Origin of the sequence: Qingshengfaniella alkalisoli, from assembly GCF_007855645.1 — a bacterium.
Lineage (GTDB): Bacteria > Pseudomonadota > Alphaproteobacteria > Rhodobacterales > Rhodobacteraceae > Qingshengfaniella > Qingshengfaniella alkalisoli.
In genome coordinates, this window is the sequence record NZ_CP042263.1 from 108,182 (window position 1) to 126,070 (window position 17,889).

14 protein-coding genes and 3 pseudogenes are annotated in these 17,889 nt (G+C 58.9%); 8 read left to right on the plus strand and 9 right to left on the minus strand.

The genetic code is table 11. The features are described 5' to 3' along the window. Positions 1–5: 5 nt before the first annotated feature. Positions 6–3,449 (minus strand): bifunctional proline dehydrogenase/L-glutamate gamma-semialdehyde dehydrogenase PutA, encoded by a 3,444-nt coding sequence (gene putA, locus FPZ52_RS13945; protein WP_146366225.1) that lies wholly within the window; start codon positions 3,447–3,449, stop codon positions 6–8. Positions 3,450–3,753: 304 nt separating this feature from the next. On the opposite strand from putA, the gene FPZ52_RS13950 reads away from it, so the two are divergent. Both FPZ52_RS13950 and FPZ52_RS19615 read left to right on the plus strand, forming a co-directional pair. Beyond that, positions 3,754–4,344: a TetR/AcrR family transcriptional regulator gene (locus tag FPZ52_RS13950; RefSeq protein ID WP_146366226.1), complete on the plus strand. Its 591-nt coding sequence runs from the start codon at positions 3,754–3,756 to the stop codon at positions 4,342–4,344. After that, a pseudogene (locus tag FPZ52_RS19615) lies at positions 4,341–4,892 on the plus strand (enoyl-CoA hydratase/isomerase family protein); the annotation flags it as partial. The gene FPZ52_RS13950 and the pseudogene FPZ52_RS19615, both read left to right, overlap by 4 nt. Here FPZ52_RS19615 and FPZ52_RS18980 read toward each other — a convergent pair. From FPZ52_RS18980 to betI, 6 genes and pseudogenes are all read right to left on the minus strand, one after another. Further along, entirely contained in the window at positions 4,842–5,069 is a 228-nt protein-coding gene (locus FPZ52_RS18980; RefSeq protein ID WP_168201362.1) for a hypothetical protein, read from the minus strand. The pseudogene FPZ52_RS19615 and the gene FPZ52_RS18980 sit on opposite strands and share 51 nt — an antisense overlap. Before the next feature lie 39 nt (positions 5,070–5,108). Beyond that, positions 5,109–6,112 (minus strand): annotated as a pseudogene (locus FPZ52_RS13960) (IS5 family transposase). Positions 6,113–6,354: 242 nt separating this feature from the next. Beyond that, complete coding sequence (betA, locus tag FPZ52_RS13965; protein WP_146366228.1) at positions 6,355–8,013, minus strand: choline dehydrogenase; 1,659 nt, start codon at positions 8,011–8,013, stop codon at positions 6,355–6,357. 10 nt (positions 8,014–8,023) lie between these two features. Further along, positions 8,024–9,481, minus strand: a complete 1,458-nt coding sequence (gene betB / locus FPZ52_RS13970; RefSeq protein WP_146366229.1) for a betaine-aldehyde dehydrogenase — start codon at positions 9,479–9,481, stop codon at positions 8,024–8,026. A gap of 25 nt (positions 9,482–9,506) precedes the next feature. Further along, entirely contained in the window at positions 9,507–11,021 is a 1,515-nt protein-coding gene (gene betC, locus FPZ52_RS13975; RefSeq protein ID WP_146366230.1) for a choline-sulfatase, read from the minus strand. Next, a complete protein-coding gene (gene betI / locus FPZ52_RS13980; RefSeq protein ID WP_146366231.1) occupies positions 11,018–11,605 on the minus strand; it encodes a choline-binding transcriptional repressor BetI in 588 nt (195 codons plus the stop codon). The genes betC and betI overlap by 4 nt, the downstream gene beginning before the upstream one ends. Positions 11,606–11,719: 114 nt before the next feature. Here betI and choX point away from each other — a divergent pair, with 114 nt between their 5' ends. The 6 genes from choX to FPZ52_RS14010 all read left to right on the plus strand — a co-directional run bounded on the left by choX (position 11,720) and on the right by FPZ52_RS14010 (position 17,142). Next, positions 11,720–12,601 carry a choline ABC transporter substrate-binding protein gene (choX, locus tag FPZ52_RS13985; protein WP_420851727.1) on the plus strand — a complete coding sequence of 294 codons (882 nt, stop codon included), beginning with the start codon at positions 11,720–11,722 and terminating at the stop codon, positions 12,599–12,601. 54 nt (positions 12,602–12,655) lie between these two features. Next, positions 12,656–13,489 carry a choline ABC transporter permease subunit gene (choW, locus tag FPZ52_RS13990; protein WP_146366233.1) on the plus strand — a complete coding sequence of 278 codons (834 nt, stop codon included), beginning with the start codon at positions 12,656–12,658 and terminating at the stop codon, positions 13,487–13,489. Then, positions 13,486–14,511: a choline ABC transporter ATP-binding protein gene (choV, locus tag FPZ52_RS13995; RefSeq protein ID WP_146366234.1), complete on the plus strand. Its 1,026-nt coding sequence runs from the start codon at positions 13,486–13,488 to the stop codon at positions 14,509–14,511. The genes choW and choV overlap by 4 nt, the downstream gene beginning before the upstream one ends. Before the next feature lie 325 nt (positions 14,512–14,836). Next, positions 14,837–15,589, plus strand: a complete 753-nt coding sequence (locus FPZ52_RS14000; protein ID WP_146366235.1) for a transporter substrate-binding domain-containing protein — start codon at positions 14,837–14,839, stop codon at positions 15,587–15,589. Positions 15,590–15,697: 108 nt separating this feature from the next. Next, positions 15,698–16,369 carry an amino acid ABC transporter permease gene (locus FPZ52_RS14005; RefSeq protein WP_146366236.1) on the plus strand — a complete coding sequence of 224 codons (672 nt, stop codon included), beginning with the start codon at positions 15,698–15,700 and terminating at the stop codon, positions 16,367–16,369. Then, positions 16,366–17,142: an amino acid ABC transporter ATP-binding protein gene (locus FPZ52_RS14010; protein ID WP_146366237.1), complete on the plus strand. Its 777-nt coding sequence runs from the start codon at positions 16,366–16,368 to the stop codon at positions 17,140–17,142. The genes FPZ52_RS14005 and FPZ52_RS14010 overlap by 4 nt, the downstream gene beginning before the upstream one ends. A 68-nt stretch (positions 17,143–17,210) precedes the next feature. On the opposite strand, the pseudogene FPZ52_RS19280 reads toward FPZ52_RS14010, so the two are convergent. After that, positions 17,211–17,511 (minus strand): annotated as a pseudogene (locus FPZ52_RS19280) (DDE-type integrase/transposase/recombinase); the annotation flags it as partial. Between the two features lie 70 nt (positions 17,512–17,581). Further along, complete coding sequence (locus tag FPZ52_RS14015; protein WP_146366238.1) at positions 17,582–17,887, minus strand: hypothetical protein; 306 nt, start codon at positions 17,885–17,887, stop codon at positions 17,582–17,584. Positions 17,888–17,889 lie beyond the last annotated feature (2 nt).

Here is a 17,889-nt window from a genome sequence, read left to right on the forward strand (position 1 = left end):
GTTGCTTATGTGTTGCCTTGCGCTGCGAGCAGCTTTGCGTTGCCACCCGCCGCGGTCGTGTCGATGCAGAGATGTCGCTCGAACATGGCATGGCCGGTATCGGGTTGGCCGGTGACCAGTGCCACGAGAGGGCCATCGCGACGGGCCAGCACCCTTGCAATGTCGCGGGCCTGATCGGGGCGGCCCCACCAGATGACACCGGCCAGGTATGGAAGCGACTCCAATGCATCGACGGGCAAATTGCCACCGGCTTCGACCGCGATCCCGCCAAGATCGCGGATCGCTTGGGCTTGCTCGGACGCGGCTTGTTCGGTCGGCCCGAGGCACAGCACGGGCCCGCGCGGGACAAGCGACAGGCGGTTGGATTCACCGGTCGGTCCGGGCATGTCGATCACGCGTGGCTGGGCGTCCTTCACCAGTGCCGCGGCAGAAAGCAGCGATTGCGCGACCATATCCGCGGATATCGTTTCACCGGACAGTTCGGTCACCTGGGCTACTCCGTGCGACACGAAGCGCGGCAGATAGTTCGGGCCGCCGGCCTTCGGACCCGTGCCCGACAGACCTTCACCGCCGAAGGGCTGGCTGCCGACGATTGCGCCGATCTGGTTTCGGTTGACGTAGACATTGCCCACGTTGATCCGGTCCGCGACTTGCTGAACCCGCGAGTCGATCCGCGTGTGCAGACCAAAAGTCAGGCCATATCCCGTGGCGTTGATCGCATCGATCACGGCGTTGATTTCTTCGGCCTTGAAGGTCGCCAGGTGAAGGACCGGGCCGAACACCTCGCGTTCCAGATCCGCAATGCCGCCAACCCTGATCAGTGCAGGTGCGACGAAGCTGCCTTTGTGCGGCGTATCCAGTTCATGCAGGACACGTCCCTCGGCGCGGGCCGCTGCCACGTAGTCACCAATTTCCTTTTGGGCCTGGTCCGAGATGACCGGACCGACATCCGTTGGCAACGCCCAGGGGTTGCCGAGTGCCAACTCGTCCATCGCGCCTTGCAGCATCTTGCGGAAATGTGGCTCGATGTCTTCCTGAACGTAAAGACATCGCAGCGCCGAACACCGCTGGCCCGCCGATTGGAAAGCCGAGGCAACGATGTCGCGCACCGCCTGTTCCGGCAACGCGGTGCTGTCCACGATCATCGCGTTCAGCCCCCCCGTTTCCGCAATCAGCGGCGTGCCGGGGTCCAGATTTTCCGCCATCGTGGCCTGGATATGGCGCGCCGTTGCCGTGGAACCCGTGAATGCCACGCCCTTGATACGCGGATCACTTGTCAGCGCCTGCCCCACGACACGTCCCGGCCCGGGCAGAAGTTGCAGCGCAGATGCGGGCACACCTGCCTGATGCAGCAACCGCACGGCCATCGAAGCGATCAGGGGGGTGGCTTCGGCTGGCTTGGCCAGAACGCCGTTGCCGGCCGCAAGCGCCGCCGTGATCTGCCCGGTGAAAATGGCCAGCGGGAAGTTCCACGGGCTGATGCAGGTGAACAGACCACGGGCCTCACCCTCGAGATGCTCGGCTTGCGCCGCGTAGTAGCGCAGGAAGTCCACCGCCTCGCGAAGCTCGCCAACCGAGTCTGCGAGCGTCTTGCCGGCTTCACGGGTCAGCAAACCGAACATGGCGCCGAAATTCGTCTCATACAACTCGGATGCGCGCCGCAACACGCGAGCGCGTTCCGCGGCGGGAACATTCCAGCGGCGGCCAGCGGACAGCGCGGTTGCCACATCTTCTTCACAGACGGTAATCACCTTGCCGATGCGTTCGCCCGTCGCCGGGTTCAACGCGTCGTATGGCTTTGCGCCCCGGACAGGCCCAGCAATCAACGGCTCGGCGCGTGCGGGCAGATCAACATTGCGCGCGTCCTCGATACGGGAGAGTTCGCCGACGTCGAAAATGTCGAAGCCCTGGCTGTTCGTACGTTCCGGTGCAAACAATTGTGGCCCCGTTTGAAGCGCGGGGGCACTGTTCTTTTCGCGCTCTAGCGCCTCGAACGGACATGCGGCGACTGTCGCCGGGGGAACGGCTTCATCAACGATCTGGTTCACGAACGACGAGTTCGCGCCGTTTTCCAGGAGACGCCGCACCAGATAGGCCAGCAGGTCACGATGTGCGCCAACCGGCGCGTAGATTCGGCAATTCGTGCCTTCGCCACGGTGAACGATGTCATGCAACGCCTCACCCATCCCGTGAAGGCGCTGGAATTCATAGGCCTCTTTCGGGACATCGGCGGCCATATCCAGAACCGCCGCGACCGTATGCGCGTTATGCGTGGCGAACTGCGGATAAATCCGGTCTGTCATCCCCAACAGCTTGCGTGCATTGGCGATATAGCTGACGTCGCTGGCCGCCTTGCGCGTGAAGACGGGGAAATCATCCAGCCCCTCAACCTGCGCACGCTTGATCTCTGTGTCCCAATAGGCGCCTTTGACCAACCGGACCATGACGCGGCGGTCGAGCCGCTCGGACAACTCGTAGAGATAATCGAGGATCTGCGGCGCACGGCGGCTATAGGCCTGCACCACGATCCCGAAACCGTCCCAGCCGGCCAGTTCAGGATCTGAAAGAACCGCCTCGATCACTTTCATGGAGATAGCCAGACGGTCAGCTTCTTCCGCGTCGATGTTGAAGCCCATGCCGGCCTTCGCAGCCTGACGGGCCAGATCACGGGTGCGCGGGACCAGTTCTTCCATCAGGCGGTCCAGCTTGGCGACCTCGTAGCGGGGATGCAGCGCGGACAGCTTGACCGAGATTCCGGGATTGGACCGGATGTCGCCTTTGCATTTCGTGGAAATCGCGGTGATCGCGTCTGAATAGGCCTTTGCATAGCGTGACGCATCATCCGCCGTCATCGCCGCTTCGCCCAGCATGTCATAGGAATAGGTGTAGCCTTCGGATTCACGCTTTTCTGCGCGATCCATTGCGGCGTCGATGTTCTGGCCCAGAACGAACTGACGGCCCATTTCGCGCATGGCCCGCCCGACGGCGGTGCGGATCACGGGCTCGCCCAGGCGACGCACAGCCGAACGCAGATGCCCCGCCACACCTTGCGAGTCCGTTTTCAGAACGCGGCCCGTCAGCATCAACCCCCATGTCGATGCGTTTACCAGCGACGACGCCGAATGGCCCAGGTGCTTGCCCCAGTCGGACGGGACGATCTTATCCTCGATCAGCGCGTCGATGGTGTCTGCATCCGGCACGCGCAGCAGCGCCTCAGCCAGACACATCAGCGCGATGCCCTCTTCCGTGGACAGGCCGTACTCGGCGAGGAAGACTTCCATCACGCCCGGCTTGGACTTGGTGCGGATCTGTTCAACCAGTTCGGTCGCCCGCGCCACGATGCGTCCCCGCGCATCCGCATCCAGTTCGGCCATGGCTGTCAGCGCGGTTACGGCAGTGTTTTCATTCAGTCGCTTGTTCGTGTCCCAGCGTGGGTCGAGGTCAATCATGGCACAATCATCATATGGAATGGTCAGTTTGAATGGAATCTACCCGACAGGATGGATGCTTTTGGTCTGTTGTATCCCATAATCTGGGCGAATGTACTTATCTTGAATGCCTGAACAGTCCGTTTGTTGTTTTGATTGACCAAGTTCAGGATGAGCGTTCCAGAATCGTATCATATGGAAGTTCACCCAGTAGGAGTTTCTGACCGCTGGCAGGCTGTTTTTCTCGCAGCGAGCACACGATCGCGGGTGAAACAGAAGGAGTATTCTATTGCTAAATGAAATATGAATCATTATTCATGTTTATATGGATGGAAACTCGACGCCGAAAACGAAACGAGGGGCGCAGCGGCGGGAACAGATCCTGCGTGCCGCCGAGGAAGCCTTTGGTGCGCAAGGCTTCTCTGCGACGTCAATTGCGGACATTACCCGCAAGGCGGGGACCGCGCTTGGAACCTTCTACATCTACTTTGCCAGCAAGGAAGAGGTTTTTCGCGAACTCGTGCTGGAGATGGGCCAACTCACACGCGAAGCGGTGACAAAGTCGGTTGCCGATGCACCCGATCGCATGTCTGCGGAGCGGGCGGGCCTGCGTAGTTTCCTTGAGTTTGTGGCAAAGCGGCCGTCACTTTACAGCATTGTTGAGGAAGCGCGCTTCGTCGATCCGGAAGCGTATCGCGTATACTTCACGCGATTTGCGAAGGCCTATGAAAAACGTTTGCTCGCGGCGGAGCAAGCCGGCGAAGTAAAGCTGGGTGATGCGGAAGTACGCGCCTGGGCGCTCATGGGCATGGCCAAGACCCTGGGCGAGCGCTACGTGCTTTGGGAAGACACGCCGGACATCGATTATGTCGTCGATGAGGTCATGCTACTGGTTGGTCGCGGCCTGTTGCCATGAACACCCTTGTCGCTCATGAGGTTGTTGTCTTGGCTTCAGGGCAAGGCTGTCTGCACCTAAGGCTTCACGCTCCGCGCGCGAACGCGCTTGAACCGGATCTGATCGCCGCGATACATGGCGGGCTGGATCTGATCGAAACGACGCAGCTTCGTCACCTCATGATATCGTCAGGGCGGAATTTTTGTTCCGGGGGTGATGTCGGGAGGTTTGCGCAAGCCGCAGCGCAGGGATGCAGCCAGAACTATGGCGCGGCGGTAGTCGACGGGCTTCAGGATATTGTTCTGCGGCTCGTATCAATGCGTTGTCTTGTCGGTTTGGCTGCACGAGGGGCGATCACGGGCGGTGGTGCCGGGTTTCTCTTTGCATCGGATCTGGCGTTCCTTGCCCCGGACACGTTTGTTCAGCCTTATTATTCCGAGGTCGGCTTTGCACCCGACGGTGGCTGGACGGCAATCCTGCCGGAGAAAATGGGGGCGGCCACTGCACTCGTCTGGATCTTACGCAATCGACGCATGAATGCCCAAGACACTGTTGAGCACGGGCTGGCGGCTGGCGTCACGGCGAATCCCGAGGACCTGTTGCTTCAGGCGCTGGATCACGGGGATATCGAAAGCCGCCTGACGTCGAAATCGCTCATCTGGGACAGGCAGAGGCTCGATGATCTCAAGCGACGCCTGGCGGCCAAATCCCATGCCTTCAAGATGTTGCTGGGCAATGTTGCGCAAATCAGGTTCGAGGGTGAATGCGCCCTTTCCCGGCAGAGTTCAGGCGATGGCTTCGATCTCGGCCCTGCCGAGGGCCGAGAAGGTGTTCATGATTGCGATGCGGATGTGGATTTCGGCGGTTTGGCGAACGGACATGATCCTCTCACCGAAAAGTTTCAGGCAGTTCATCCTGGCCTCGACCCTGCTTCGGACATGGTATCGTACCCACTTCTTCCAAAGTGCCCGGCCCAGGTGTCGGGTTGCACGCAGGAGCTCGTTTCGCGCGAAGGCCGCGTGGCAGTCTTCCTTCCAGGCGCGCCCGTTGCGGCGGATGGGTAGTGAGGGCATGACTGCCACGGGTTCGAAGGAATGCCCGAACGCATCGGCACCTTGTTCAATGATCGCCCCATGACATCGGCGCGTATCATAGGTGCCGTCCGCGGTGACGGCCTCGATGGCCTTGTCGGGTGGGATCTGTGCCAGCAGCTCCGGCAGCAGCGGGCTGTCGCCCTGACGGCTTGAGGTGAACTCGACCGCGCGGACATCGCCCGTGCCTGCGTCCATGGCGATATGTACTTTTCGCCACTTCCTGCGGCGCGAGGCTCCATGCTTGCGCGCCAGCCACTCCCCATCACCACGGAACTTGATACCTGTGCTATCGATCAGAAGGTTCAGCGGCTGCCCGGAGACGCGATACGGGATCTGCACCGCAATCCGCGCCTGGCGACGGCACAGGGTCGAGAAATCCGGCACCGGCCAGTCGAGACCAGCCATCTGGATCAGGCTTTCGACCAATCCAACGGTCTGGCGGAGCGGAAGACCGAACAGGACTTTCAGCGTCAGACAAGCCTGGATCGCATTCGTCGGGTAAACCGTCCCCCCGGACGGTTTACTGGCCCTCCTCATTCCGAGAAAGTCTCGGGCCGTCCCCGCTTGCCGGACTTCTCCGCGTGCCAAACCATGTCGGGGTCGAACCAGACCGAGAGCGAGCCACGCTTGCGCAGCGCGGCGTTATACTCGGACCAGTTCGTCGTGCGGTAGCGGGTTGGAGGAGGCTTCGGCATAGATGCCAGCTACATCACTGGATTCATGAAGGGAATCCTCGCCGATATTTGCAACAACGCCTCCTCCCTGTACCGAGCTTATGTAACAATATGAAATATGAATCAGTATTCATGTCAAGTGTGCACTTGCTATGCCCGTGAAAGAACGGCGCTTTCGGCCTGGATACGAAGAGGCAGCCTGCCGCTGAAAACAGGCAAGCAGTCGCGTGTCAGAAACTTATTGTCCGTTCAGGAAGCCGACTCTATCGCTGGCTGTTCTGCCAGTTGGGATGCACCCAGGGTTTTGCGTTTGACGATGGCAGAGGATCGCGCCCCAGGATGTGATCGGACGCCTTTTCACCCACCAGGATGGAAGGCCCGTTCAGATTGCCATTGGTGATGCGCGGAAAGATCGAGCTGTCCGCCACGCGCAGACCGTCCACCCCGATCACCCGCGTGTCCGGATCGACGACTGCCATCGGATCATCCGCGCGGCCCATCCGGCATGTGCCGCAGGGGTGGTAGGCGCTTTCGACATGTTCGCGGATGAAATCGTCCAGCGCCGCATCGCTCTGGACGGCGTCGCCGGGCTGGATCTCGTGCTTGACGTATGGCTTGAAGGCATCTTGGGCAAAGATCTCTCGGGTCAGACGAATGCAGGCCCGGAAATCTTCCCAGTCGCTGTCATGCGACATGTAGTTGAACAGGATCTTCGGCGCGTCTGACGGATCGGCCGACTTCAACGACACCGCCCCCCGCGATGCCGACCGCATCGGCCCGACATGGGCCTGGAACCCGTGCCCTTCAGCGGCCGCCTGACCGTCATAGCGCACGGCGATCGGTAGAAAATGATACTGGATATCGGGGTACTGGACCCCGGCGCGGCTACGTATGAAGGCCGCGCTTTCGAACTGGTTCGACGCGCCCAGCCCCTTGCGGGTCAGCAACCACTGCGCGCCGATCAACGCCTTGCTGAAGAGATTCCAGTGCTTGTAAAGCGTGATCGGCTGGCTCGACGCCATTTGCAGGTACAGCTCAAGGTGGTCCTGCAGGTTCTGCCCCACACCGGCACGATCCGCGACAACCTCGATCCCATGCTCGCGCAGATGCGCGGCCGGGCCAATACCCGACAGCATCAGCAGCTTGGGGGAGTTCAGCGATGATGCAGCAAGGATCACCTCTCGACCGGCAGAGATCGTCTCGATCTTGCCGCCGCGGTCGATTTCGACTCCGGTGGCCCTGCCGTTCTCGATGACGACCCGCCGCGCGAAGCCGCGTACCAGATGGCAGTTCTGGCGTTTGAGCGCCGGGCGCAGATAGGCATTCGCAGCAGACCAGCGACGGCCTTTCCAGACCGTCTGTTCCATCGGGCCGAAACCTTCCTGCTTTTCGCCGTTGTAGTCGTTCGTGGTCTCGTAACCGGCTTCCCGTCCGGCATCGACGAAGGCCTGGAACAGCGGGTTGCTTCGCGGGCCGCGCGTCACATGCAGCGGTCCGTCGGAACCGCGCCATTCGGGATCGCCGCCATGGCCGCCTGAATGCCAGCTTTCCAGCCGCTTGAAATAGGGCAGGACATTCGCGTAGCCCCAGCCTTCCGCGCCACTTTCCGCCCAGTGGTCGTAATCGCAGGCGTTGCCGCGCACATAGACCATCCCGTTGATCGAGGACGACCCCCCGATCACCTTGCCGCGCGGCACGACAAGCTGCCGCCCGCCCAGATGCGGCTCTGGCTCGGACATATAGCCCCAGTCATAGCGGGACATGTTCATAGGATAGGACAGTGCGGCGGGCATCTGGATGAAGGGCCCCGCATCAGTGCCGCCGTGTTCAATCACGAGCACGGACTTTCCTGCTTCGCTAAGACGATAGGCCATGGCGCAGCCTGCGCTGCCTGCACCGACGATGACATAATCTGCTTGCATGGCGGGTATCCTAGAAGGGGGCTTCAACCGATCCCATGCGGACATAGACCGATTTCAACCGGCTGTAATGTTCGATGGCGGCCTTGGAATTTTCACGACCGATCCCGGATGCCTTCACTCCGCCGAACGGGACTTCCACCGGCGCATCGTTGTAGGAATTGACGTAACAGGTGCCGGCTTCAAATGCGCGAACGACCCTGTGCGCGCGCGCCAGATCCTTCGTGAAGACGCCTGCGGCAAGTCCGAAATCTGTCGCATTTGCACGTGTCAGCACGTCGTCTTCGTCGTCGAAATCGAGAACCGACATGACCGGCCCGAAGATTTCTTCCTGCGCGATCTTCATGTCGTCGCGCACATCTGCAAACACCGTGGGCTGCATGTAAAACCCCGGCTGATCCAGCGTGTCACCGCCATGGACGATCCGGGCGCCTTCGGATTTACCGATCTCGATATAGCGGAGCGCAATATCGCGCTGCGCCTGGCTGACCATCGGCCCGAAATTCGTCTTCTCCTCCATCGGGTCGCCGATGACGGCATCGGACAACCGCTCGGCAAGGCGGGCCAGAAAGCGTTCCTTGATCCCCGATTGAACAAACACCCGCGTTCCGTTGGAACAGATCTGTCCCGACGAATAGAAGTTAGCAAGGATTGCACCACCAACCGCATCCTCGATATACGCGTCGTCAAAGATGATCAGCGGTGATTTACCGCCCAGCTCCATCGTGACGTGTTTCATACCCGCAGCCGCAGCGGCATAGACCTTGCGCCCCGTCGCCACCGATCCTGTCAGGGATACCTTGGCGACGCGCGCGTCCGCGACCAGCGGCCCGCCTACCTCACCGGCGCCTTGGATGACGTTGAACAAGCCCGCCGGAAGTCCCGCCTCGACAAGGATTTCGGCCAGCTTCAACGCGCATAGCGGTGTCGTCTCCGACGGTTTGAAGATCATGGCATTGCCACATGCCAGCGCCGGGGCGGCCTTCCATGCAGCGATCTGCGTCGGGTAGTTCCATGCGCCAATGCCAACGCAAACCCCCAGCGGTTCCCGGATCGTGTAGGCCCAGTCCTCACCCAGCGGAATGTGTTCGCCTGTCAGGGTACCGGCAAGGCCACCAAAATATTCGAGCGCATCGGCTGCGCTGGTCGCATCCGCCACCAAGGTTTCCTGAAGGGGCTTGCCCGTGTCGTGAGTTTCCAGAACCGACAACTCGTGATTGCGTTCGCGCAGGATGTCAGCGGCGCGTCGAAGGACGCGGCCGCGTTCGGTGCCGGATTTGAGCGCCCATTCCTTTTGTGCCTGCTGCGCACTGGTAATTGCACGCTCGATGACCTCGGGCGTTGCGGTGTGGATCGTGGCGATGATGTTTCCTGTTGCGGGATAGATTACCTCCATTGCCTCGCCGGACGTGTCTTCGACATACTCGCCGTCAATGAAATGGCTTGCGCGTGGTTGGGGGTCAAAAGTCATGCTGTGTCCTTTTGTCGGTCGGAGGTCACTGCGACACACGGCGAGGAAAGCGCTGGCGTTCCTCGACGACGTTCAAATCCATGTGGTTGCGCATATAGCGCTCTGATGCCTTTTGCAGCGGCTGGTAGTCCCAGGGGTAATAGCCGCCTTGGCGCAGGGCCTCGTAGACGACCCGGCGCCGCGCCTGGCTTTGGCGGACCTCGGCGTCGAAGCGATCAAGGTCCCATCGCGCCGCAGCTATGATGCGGAACCGGGCAAGTACCTCTGCACATTCGGGATCATCCGCGCGGTTCACGCGTTCATGCGGGTCGGCGGCCAGATCGAATAGCTGTTCGGGGTCCAGTGTACAGTTGGTGTACTTCCAGTGTACGTCCCGCAGACACACCATCGGCGCATATGACGCCTCCGCCGCGTATTCCATCGCAACGGGTGTTTCGCGCGCCCCGCCCCGGCCCAGATGGACCAGACTTTCACCGGTCGTCCATGGCGCGACCTCTGACATATCGACCCCGGCCAGATCACAAAGGGTAGGGCAGACATCGATATTCGATACCGGGTCTTGGACAAGTCCCGGTGTCATCGACGGGGCGCTGATCATCATCGGAACACGCGCAGAGCCTTCATAGAAAGACATCTTGAACCAAAGCCCGCGCTCGCCAAGCATGTCGCCGTGATCTGACACGAACAGGATGATGGCCTCTTGCCCTGTCGCGTCAAGCGCCTCCATCACCTCGCCGATCTTGTCGTCCAGATAGGAAATATTCGCGAAATACGCCCGCCGTGACCGTCTGATGTCATCTTCGGTTATGTCGAAAGACCGCCAGTCATTGGCATCAAAGATGCGCCGGGAATGCGGGTCGTGATCTTCATACGCGATTGCAGGCACCTCCGGCAAAAGATGCTCGCAATCCTCGTAGAGATCCCAGTATTTCCGGCGCGCGACATAAGGATCATGCGGGTGCGTGAAGCTGACCGTCATGCACCATGGGCGCTCATCCGTGCCACGCGCAAGATCGTATACTTTCCGCGTCGCGTGGTAGGCGACTTCGTCGTCATACTCCATCTGGTTGGAAATCTCGGCGATCCCCGATCCCGTGACCGAACCCATATTGTGATACCACCAGTCGATCCGTTCGCCCGGCTTGCGATAGTCCGGCGTCCATCCGAAATCGGCTGGATAGATGTCGGTCGTCAGTCGCTCTTCGAATCCGTGAAGTTGGTCAGGGCCGACGAAATGCATCTTGCCTGACAGGCAGGTCTGGTATCCGGCACGCCGCAGGTGGTGTGCGTAGGTCGGGATGTCAGAGGCAAACTCCGCCGCGTTGTCATAGACGCGTGTGCGGCTGGGAAGTTGACCCGACATGAAACTGGCGCGCCCTGGCGCGCAGAGCGGTGAGGCAGTGTAGCAGTTGCGGAACCGCGTGGACTTCGCCGCCAGCCGCTTCAGATTGGGAGCATGCAGCCAGTCGGCGGGGCCGTCGGGAAACAGCGTCCCGTTCAACTGATCGACCATGAAGATAAGTATGTTCGGCTGAGTCATGTCACGAGATAGCGTTTCAGGCATAGGTCCAGATAGTCGTTTACAAGTTCTTCGGCTTCGAGCGGGTCCAGCGGTTCATCGCGGAGCGCCCTTCTGATGTAGATTCCATCGATCAACGCCGCGATGCCCTGCGCCGCCTTCGGCGCGCCGGGTCCAAGCAGTGGTCGCAACTCGGCAACCAGATTCGATCTGAGTCGTCTTTGATAGACCCTAAGCAGCCGCGTCGCGTCGTCTGATTTTTGAGCAAGTACGTAGAAATTGAGCCACGCGCTTATCACGGCCGGTTGGAAATTCTGTTCGGAAAAGCTCGTGCGAATGATCGCCTCGATCCGTTTCCGAGGGTCATCAACCTTGGCCATCTCCGCCCGCACTTCCTTGCCGAATATCGTAAGGATGTGACGCATCGAAGATAGGAACAGGTTGTTCTTGCTTCCAAAATAGTGGTGAGCGAGCGCACTGGACATGCCGGCGCTGCGCGCGATCTGACTGACAGTCACCTCAAGCGACCCCGTACGCCCGATCTCAGTGATCGTGGCGCGGATCAGGGCATCCTTGCGGATCGGCTCCATCCCAACTTTCGGCATAATTCCTCAAAACAGGTTGTATCTTTGCCTAATGTTGTTTTTATTGACTCGTCAATCAAAAAAACAGGGACGCATTCTATGTCTTTCAAAATTTCCGTTTCTGCGCTCGCGATAATGCTGGCAGCAGGACAGGTCTCCGCCAATTGCGATAGCGTGTCCTTCTCGGATGTGGGGTGGACGGATATCACGACCACGACCTCTGCCACGAAGCAGGTCGTGGAAGCGCTCGGTTACGATGTCGACGTGAAGGTGCTGTCTGTGCCGGTGACGTTCTCGTCGCTTGAAAGCGATGATATCGATGTCTTTCTGGGCAACTGGATTCCCGCGCAAAATGGTGCCATCAAACCGTATCTCGATAGCGGCGAGGTCGAGCAGGTTCGGGTCAATCTCGAAGGGACCAAGTACACGCTTGCCGTGCCGACCTATGCCTATGAGGCCGGGCTGCAAAGCTACGCAGACATTCACAAGTTTCGTGACGAGCTTGACGAAAAGATCTACGGAATTGAGCCTGGCAATGAAGGCAACGTCTATCTCGTCAGCCTGATCGAAGAAAACAAGTTCGACCTTGAAGGGTTCGAAGTCGTTGAAAGCTCCGAGCAAGGAATGCTCGCACAGGTTCGTCGCCTTTATGACGATGAAGAACCCGTCGTCTTCCTGGGTTGGGAACCTCACCCGATGAACGCGAACTTTGACCTGGAATATCTGCCGGGCGGCGAGGACTTCTTCGGTGGTGAAGGCGTGGTCTACACCACGACCCGGAAAGGTTTCAGCGAGGAATGTCCGAACCTTGGGAAGCTGCTTCAGAATCTCGAATTCACGTTGCCGATGGAAAACGAAATCATGGGCAGAATTCTGGATGATGGCGAAGATGCAGATGATGCCACCATGGAATGGATGATGGCCAACCCAGAAATTCTGGACGGCTGGCTTGACGGTGTGACCACAGTAGACGGCAATCCTGGATTGCCCGCCGTCAAAGAGGCCTTCGGTCTGTAATCTCCTTGGGGCCGCCGCCTGGCGGCCCCGCTTCCATTTCAGAAGGAGCAACAGATGGAATGGCTAACCGAGACGAAGATCCCGGTCGGCAAGACCGCGAGTGATATATTTGACTGGTTACAAGACAACGGGTCGGCGTTTTTTGATGGATTGGCGGCGGTCATGGAATGGCTGATCGATGGAATTCTATGGATCTTGCAGACCCCCCATCCGCTGATGGTTGTTGCGGTTTTCGTCGGGATCACGTGGTTCATTCATAAAAGCTGGAAGATGTGCCTGTTCGTCGGGCTCGGCTTTCTCTTCATTCTCAATCAGGGATACTGGGAAGAAACGACGGAGAGCCTGACCCTTGTGCTATCCTCTTGTGCCGTCTGCATGGCAATCGGCGTGCCGATCGGAATCGTCGCCGCCCATCGTCCGAAACTGTATCGCGCGATGCGACCGGTTCTGGACTTGATGCAGACGCTTCCGACTTTTGTCTACCTGATCCCGGCGATCGTCTTTTTCGGCATTGGAATGGTACCTGGGCTGATCGCGACGGTTATCTTCGTACTGCCAGCGCCCATTCGGCTAACGCATTTGGGAATATCTTCTACACCGACGCCGTTACTGGAAGCCGCTGACGCCTTTGGAGCGACCGCCGGACAGAAACTCTGGAAAGTCGAACTGCCCTACGCGGCGCCGCAAATCATGACGGGGCTGAACCAAACGATCATGTTGTCCCTGTCGATGGTGGTCATAGCTGCCCTCGTCGGTGCTGACGGTCTGGGTGTGCCAGTTGTTCGCGCGCTGAACCAGGTGAACACGGCACTGGGTTTTGAAAGTGGTTTTATCATTGTCGTCGTCGCGATCATGCTTGACCGAATTCTACGGGTGGAACGCAAATGACAGCAGTCGTCTTCGATAACGTCTCGATCGTTTTTGGCAACAAGCCGCAGATCGCCTTGCCCTTGATGGATCAGGGGCAGGACCGCGCGGAAGTCAAGGAAGCAACTGAGCAGGTTCTCGGCGTGCACAACTGTTCGCTAACGGTGGAAGAGGGCGAGATACTCGTTCTGATGGGTCTTTCCGGCTCTGGGAAGTCGACTCTTTTGCGTGCCGTGAACGGGCTGAACCCGGTGGTGCGCGGTCGCGTGCTGGTCAATGATGGCAACGAGATGGCCGACGTGACCAATGCCTCAGATGCCACTTTGCGGCATCTGAGGCAAAAGCGTGTTGCGATGGTGTTCCAGCAGTTTGGACTTCTTCCATGGCGGAGCGTGCGTGAGAATGTCGGGCTGGGGCTGGAGTTGGCGGGTTTGCCTGCGAAAGAACGCGATGCCCAGGTGGAGCAGCAACTTGACCTTGTCGGTCTATCCGATTGGGCTGACCGTCCCGTAAGCGATCTGTCGGGTGGGATGCAGCAGCGTGTCGGTCTTGCGCGTGCGTTCGCGACCGAGGCGCCGATCTTGCTGATGGATGAACCCTTTTCGGCCCTTGACCCGCTGATCCGAAACCGTCTTCAGGACGAATTGCTTGAATTGCAGCGGAAACTGGGGCGCACAATCATCTTCGTCAGCCATGATCTGGATGAAGCATTTAAGCTGGGTGACAGGATTGCCATCATGGACGGCGGACGTATCGTGCAATGTGGCACGCCGCAGGAAATTTTCACTGACCCAGCAACCGATTATGTTGCGGATTTCGTCGCGCACATGAACCCGCTCGGCGTCTTGCGGGCAAGCGATGTGCTGGAGCCGCCGACCGATGATGACTTTGCCGCGACGGTCGAACTGGATGCAAGCATTCAGGAGGTCATGCAAGCCGCCCATGATGTGCATGCGCCAGTGGCTGTCGAGAAGGATGGCAAGCTGGTCGGACGCATAACCCGTAACGGGATTCTTGGGAAACTGCTTGATCCTAGACAATAGCATGGCTCCCGTGAAGCACGGGGTCCCTATGATCGACACAGGGTAGGCGCGACTTGGCGCTTACCCTGTCTCTTCGCGGCCCGGTTACGGCGTGACGACAACTGATGGCCATGCCTGTTAACGGTGCCTTGTGGCAATGGCGGGCTCGGGAAACACCTGCTCGCTATGGTGGTTCTAGTGCAGTGCGGCTCGGAGATGTTTGATATAATAAAGCTATATCAATATCTTAGCTATCTTGCTTGACGATCAGATGGCGCAACTCCATGTTGGGGCCGATCTGGCGGCGGGCTGTTCGGCCGCCGAGATAGGATATTTGGGGGAAACGATGAAAACGCTATTCAAGACTATCGCTCTTTGTGCGACGACCAGCCTGTCGTTCAGTGCGGTTGCTTATGCGGACACGGCGAAAGTAGTTACGGATCCAAGCTTTGTCCCGTTCGAGATGATGGACCAGGACACCGGCGAGATGACCGGTTTTGACATGGATATCATCCGTGAGCTTGCCGATCGTGCGGGTTTTGAGATCGAAATCAATACGATGGACTTCAACGGCATCATTCCTGCGGTTCAAACCGGCAGCGTAGATATCGCGATTGCGGGCATCACGATCACGGATGAACGCTCTGAGATCGTCGATTTTTCTGACCCGTATTATGACAGCGGCCTGAAAATCCTCGTCGGTGCCAATCAGGATGATGTGGAAAGCATCGAGGATTTGGAAGGAATGACGATTGGCACGAAGATCGGTTCCACCAGCTTCGACTACCTGACCGAGACGCTTGGCGATACTGCGACCATTACGCCCTATCCGGGGTCGAGCGATATGTATATGGCTTTGCTGGGTGGCAGCGTCGACGCAGTGTTCTATGACGCTCCCAATGTCGGGTACTTCGCGCAAACCCGCGGTGAAGGTCGCGTGAAAGTCGTGGGCCCGCTTTACGAAGGGCAGCAGTACGGCATCGCCTTTGTCAAAGGCAGCGAACTGGTCGATCCGGTGAACGAAGCGCTGGCCGCGATGCGCGAAGACGGGACATATGACGAGATCCACACCAAGTGGTTCGGGTCCAGCAGCAATTAAGATGTTTGGCGCCGTTCGGCGCATGAAAGAAAGTGAGCTGTTCAGGTTGGTGCGACCGGCCTGAACAGTGTCGCGTTTAGTCGATAAAGCATTCCGGAGCCTCTCCCGTTGGATCTTACATTTCAGTTTGACTGGCAGGCGGCATTTGCCTCCATCCCTTATCTTCTCAAAGGCGTCCCATATACGCTGCTGATCTCGTTCGGCGGGCTTGCCATCGGTTTCGTCATCGGCATCGTGTTCGGCTTGATGCGTATAAGCGCCCATCCATGGCTGCGCTGGCCCGCGGTAGCCTATATCGAGGTGTTTCGCGGCACGCCGGTGCTCGTTCAGGTGCTTTTCATCTTCTACGGTCTGCCGCAGCTGTTGGGCGGCCCGATTGACGCCCTGACGGCGGGCATAGCAGCGATCGCCGTTAACTCCGGCGCGTATATTTCCGAGATCGTGCGGGGTGGGGTGCAGTCCATCGCTGTCGGTCAAAGCGAGGCGGGGCTATCACTTGGGCTGTCAAAAACGCAAACCTTCCGATACGTGATCTGGCCTCAGAGTTTCCGTCGCATGATCCCGGCGCTCGGCAACCAGTGTATCATCAGCATCAAGGATACGTCGCTGTTTGCCGTCATCGGCGTAGGGGAACTGGTGCGGCAGGGACAGATCTACATCGCCACGACGTTTACAGCACTTGAAGTCTATCTGATGGTCGCGCTCATCTATCTGGCGATCACGCTGACACTATCCATTCTGTTGCGCACGCTGGAAAGCAAAGGGCTGGTCGGACAATGACACACCAGAATAAATCACGGCCCGAAGGCCAGCCCATCGTGCGTATGGAAAAGCTGAACAAGCATTTCGGTGACTTGCATGTTCTCAACGATATCGACCTTGAAGTTACACCCGGCGAGGTGGTCGTAATCATCGGAGCCAGTGGTTCGGGCAAATCCACGTTGATCCGCTGCATCAACGGGCTGGAGGAATTCCAGAAGGGTTTTCTTGAGGTTGACGGCAACCAGTTGGAACCCCATGGCAAGGCCAGCCGTGCACTGCGCCAGATCCGCACCGAGGTGGGGATGGTGTTTCAGCAGTTCAACCTGTTCCCGCATTTAAGCGTGCAGGACAATGTGACGCTCGCGCCGACCAAGGTCCGCCATGCCAGCCCCGATGACGCACACAAGACCGCGCTGAAGTTGCTAGAACGCGTCGGTATCGCTGATCAGGCGGAAAAGTTCCCGTCGCAACTGTCGGGCGGTCAGCAGCAGCGTGTCGCCTTGAGCAGAGCTTTGGCGATGGAGCCGAAGCTGATGCTGTTCGATGAGCCGACCTCGGCGCTTGATCCCGAAATGATTGGTGAAGTGCTGGACGCGATGCGCGAACTTGCGCGCGATGGCATGACAATGATCATCGTCACCCACGAGATGGGATTTGCCCGCGAAGTGGCGGACCGGGTGATTTACATCCATAAGGGCGAGATCGTGGAACAAGGGACGCCCGAGCAGGTCTTCGACAACCCGCAGCATGAGCGTACCCGTAGCTTCTTGGCGCGTGTTCTCCGGCACTAGGTCGGGATAATTTCTGGTAGGCTCGGACCCGCCGTCCAGCGCTGGTGTCAGCAAATATAGTACTATGTTTCGATGAAGCCGTTGTCGGTTGGCTTTCCGGGCCGCGAGAACTCCAGCGCCACATCGTTGGCATAGGCCTCATAAGTTCAGGTCGCGGGGGATGAATTCGCCGCCCTGGTCGACTCGTACCGTGATCGGGTAATCTACCCGCGCAGACGCTTTCCAGCTTTTCGACCACGTCTTCGCCCCGATAGCTGAACCGGGGTCTCCCGCTGGACAGAAGCGCGAATGGGTGTCCACCACCCTCAGCTTCTTTCCCAAAGCGAACTGATCGTGAACACAGTCTATCGCCCGGACATCATTTGGTCCTCTCCCAGCCAGGAAAGCTGAGCCGAAAACTCCAGCTTCAAACGATCCAGTTTTCAGGGGGCAGAGCAACTCACGGTGAGCGTGGCGTGTCGGCGCATTCACCGGGGTGATCGCTATACTTGTGGTAGGCATACAGGTGCACAGCGGCGGCAAGCGGGGCGTCCTGCGAAGCCAGTTTTTCAAACATGTCAACGCCGTTAACGTCGGTATATAGCTGCTTGATCATGGCTTCAGCCAAAAGGGTGCGCGAGACATTCATGCGATCCATGATGAAGTTCAGGATTACTGTTTTCTCGCCGGTTGACAGACAGCGTCTTTCCTCCTGTGCCATCGCGGGCGCGGCTACCAGAGCCAGCAAACAAATCAGTTTGTTCATAT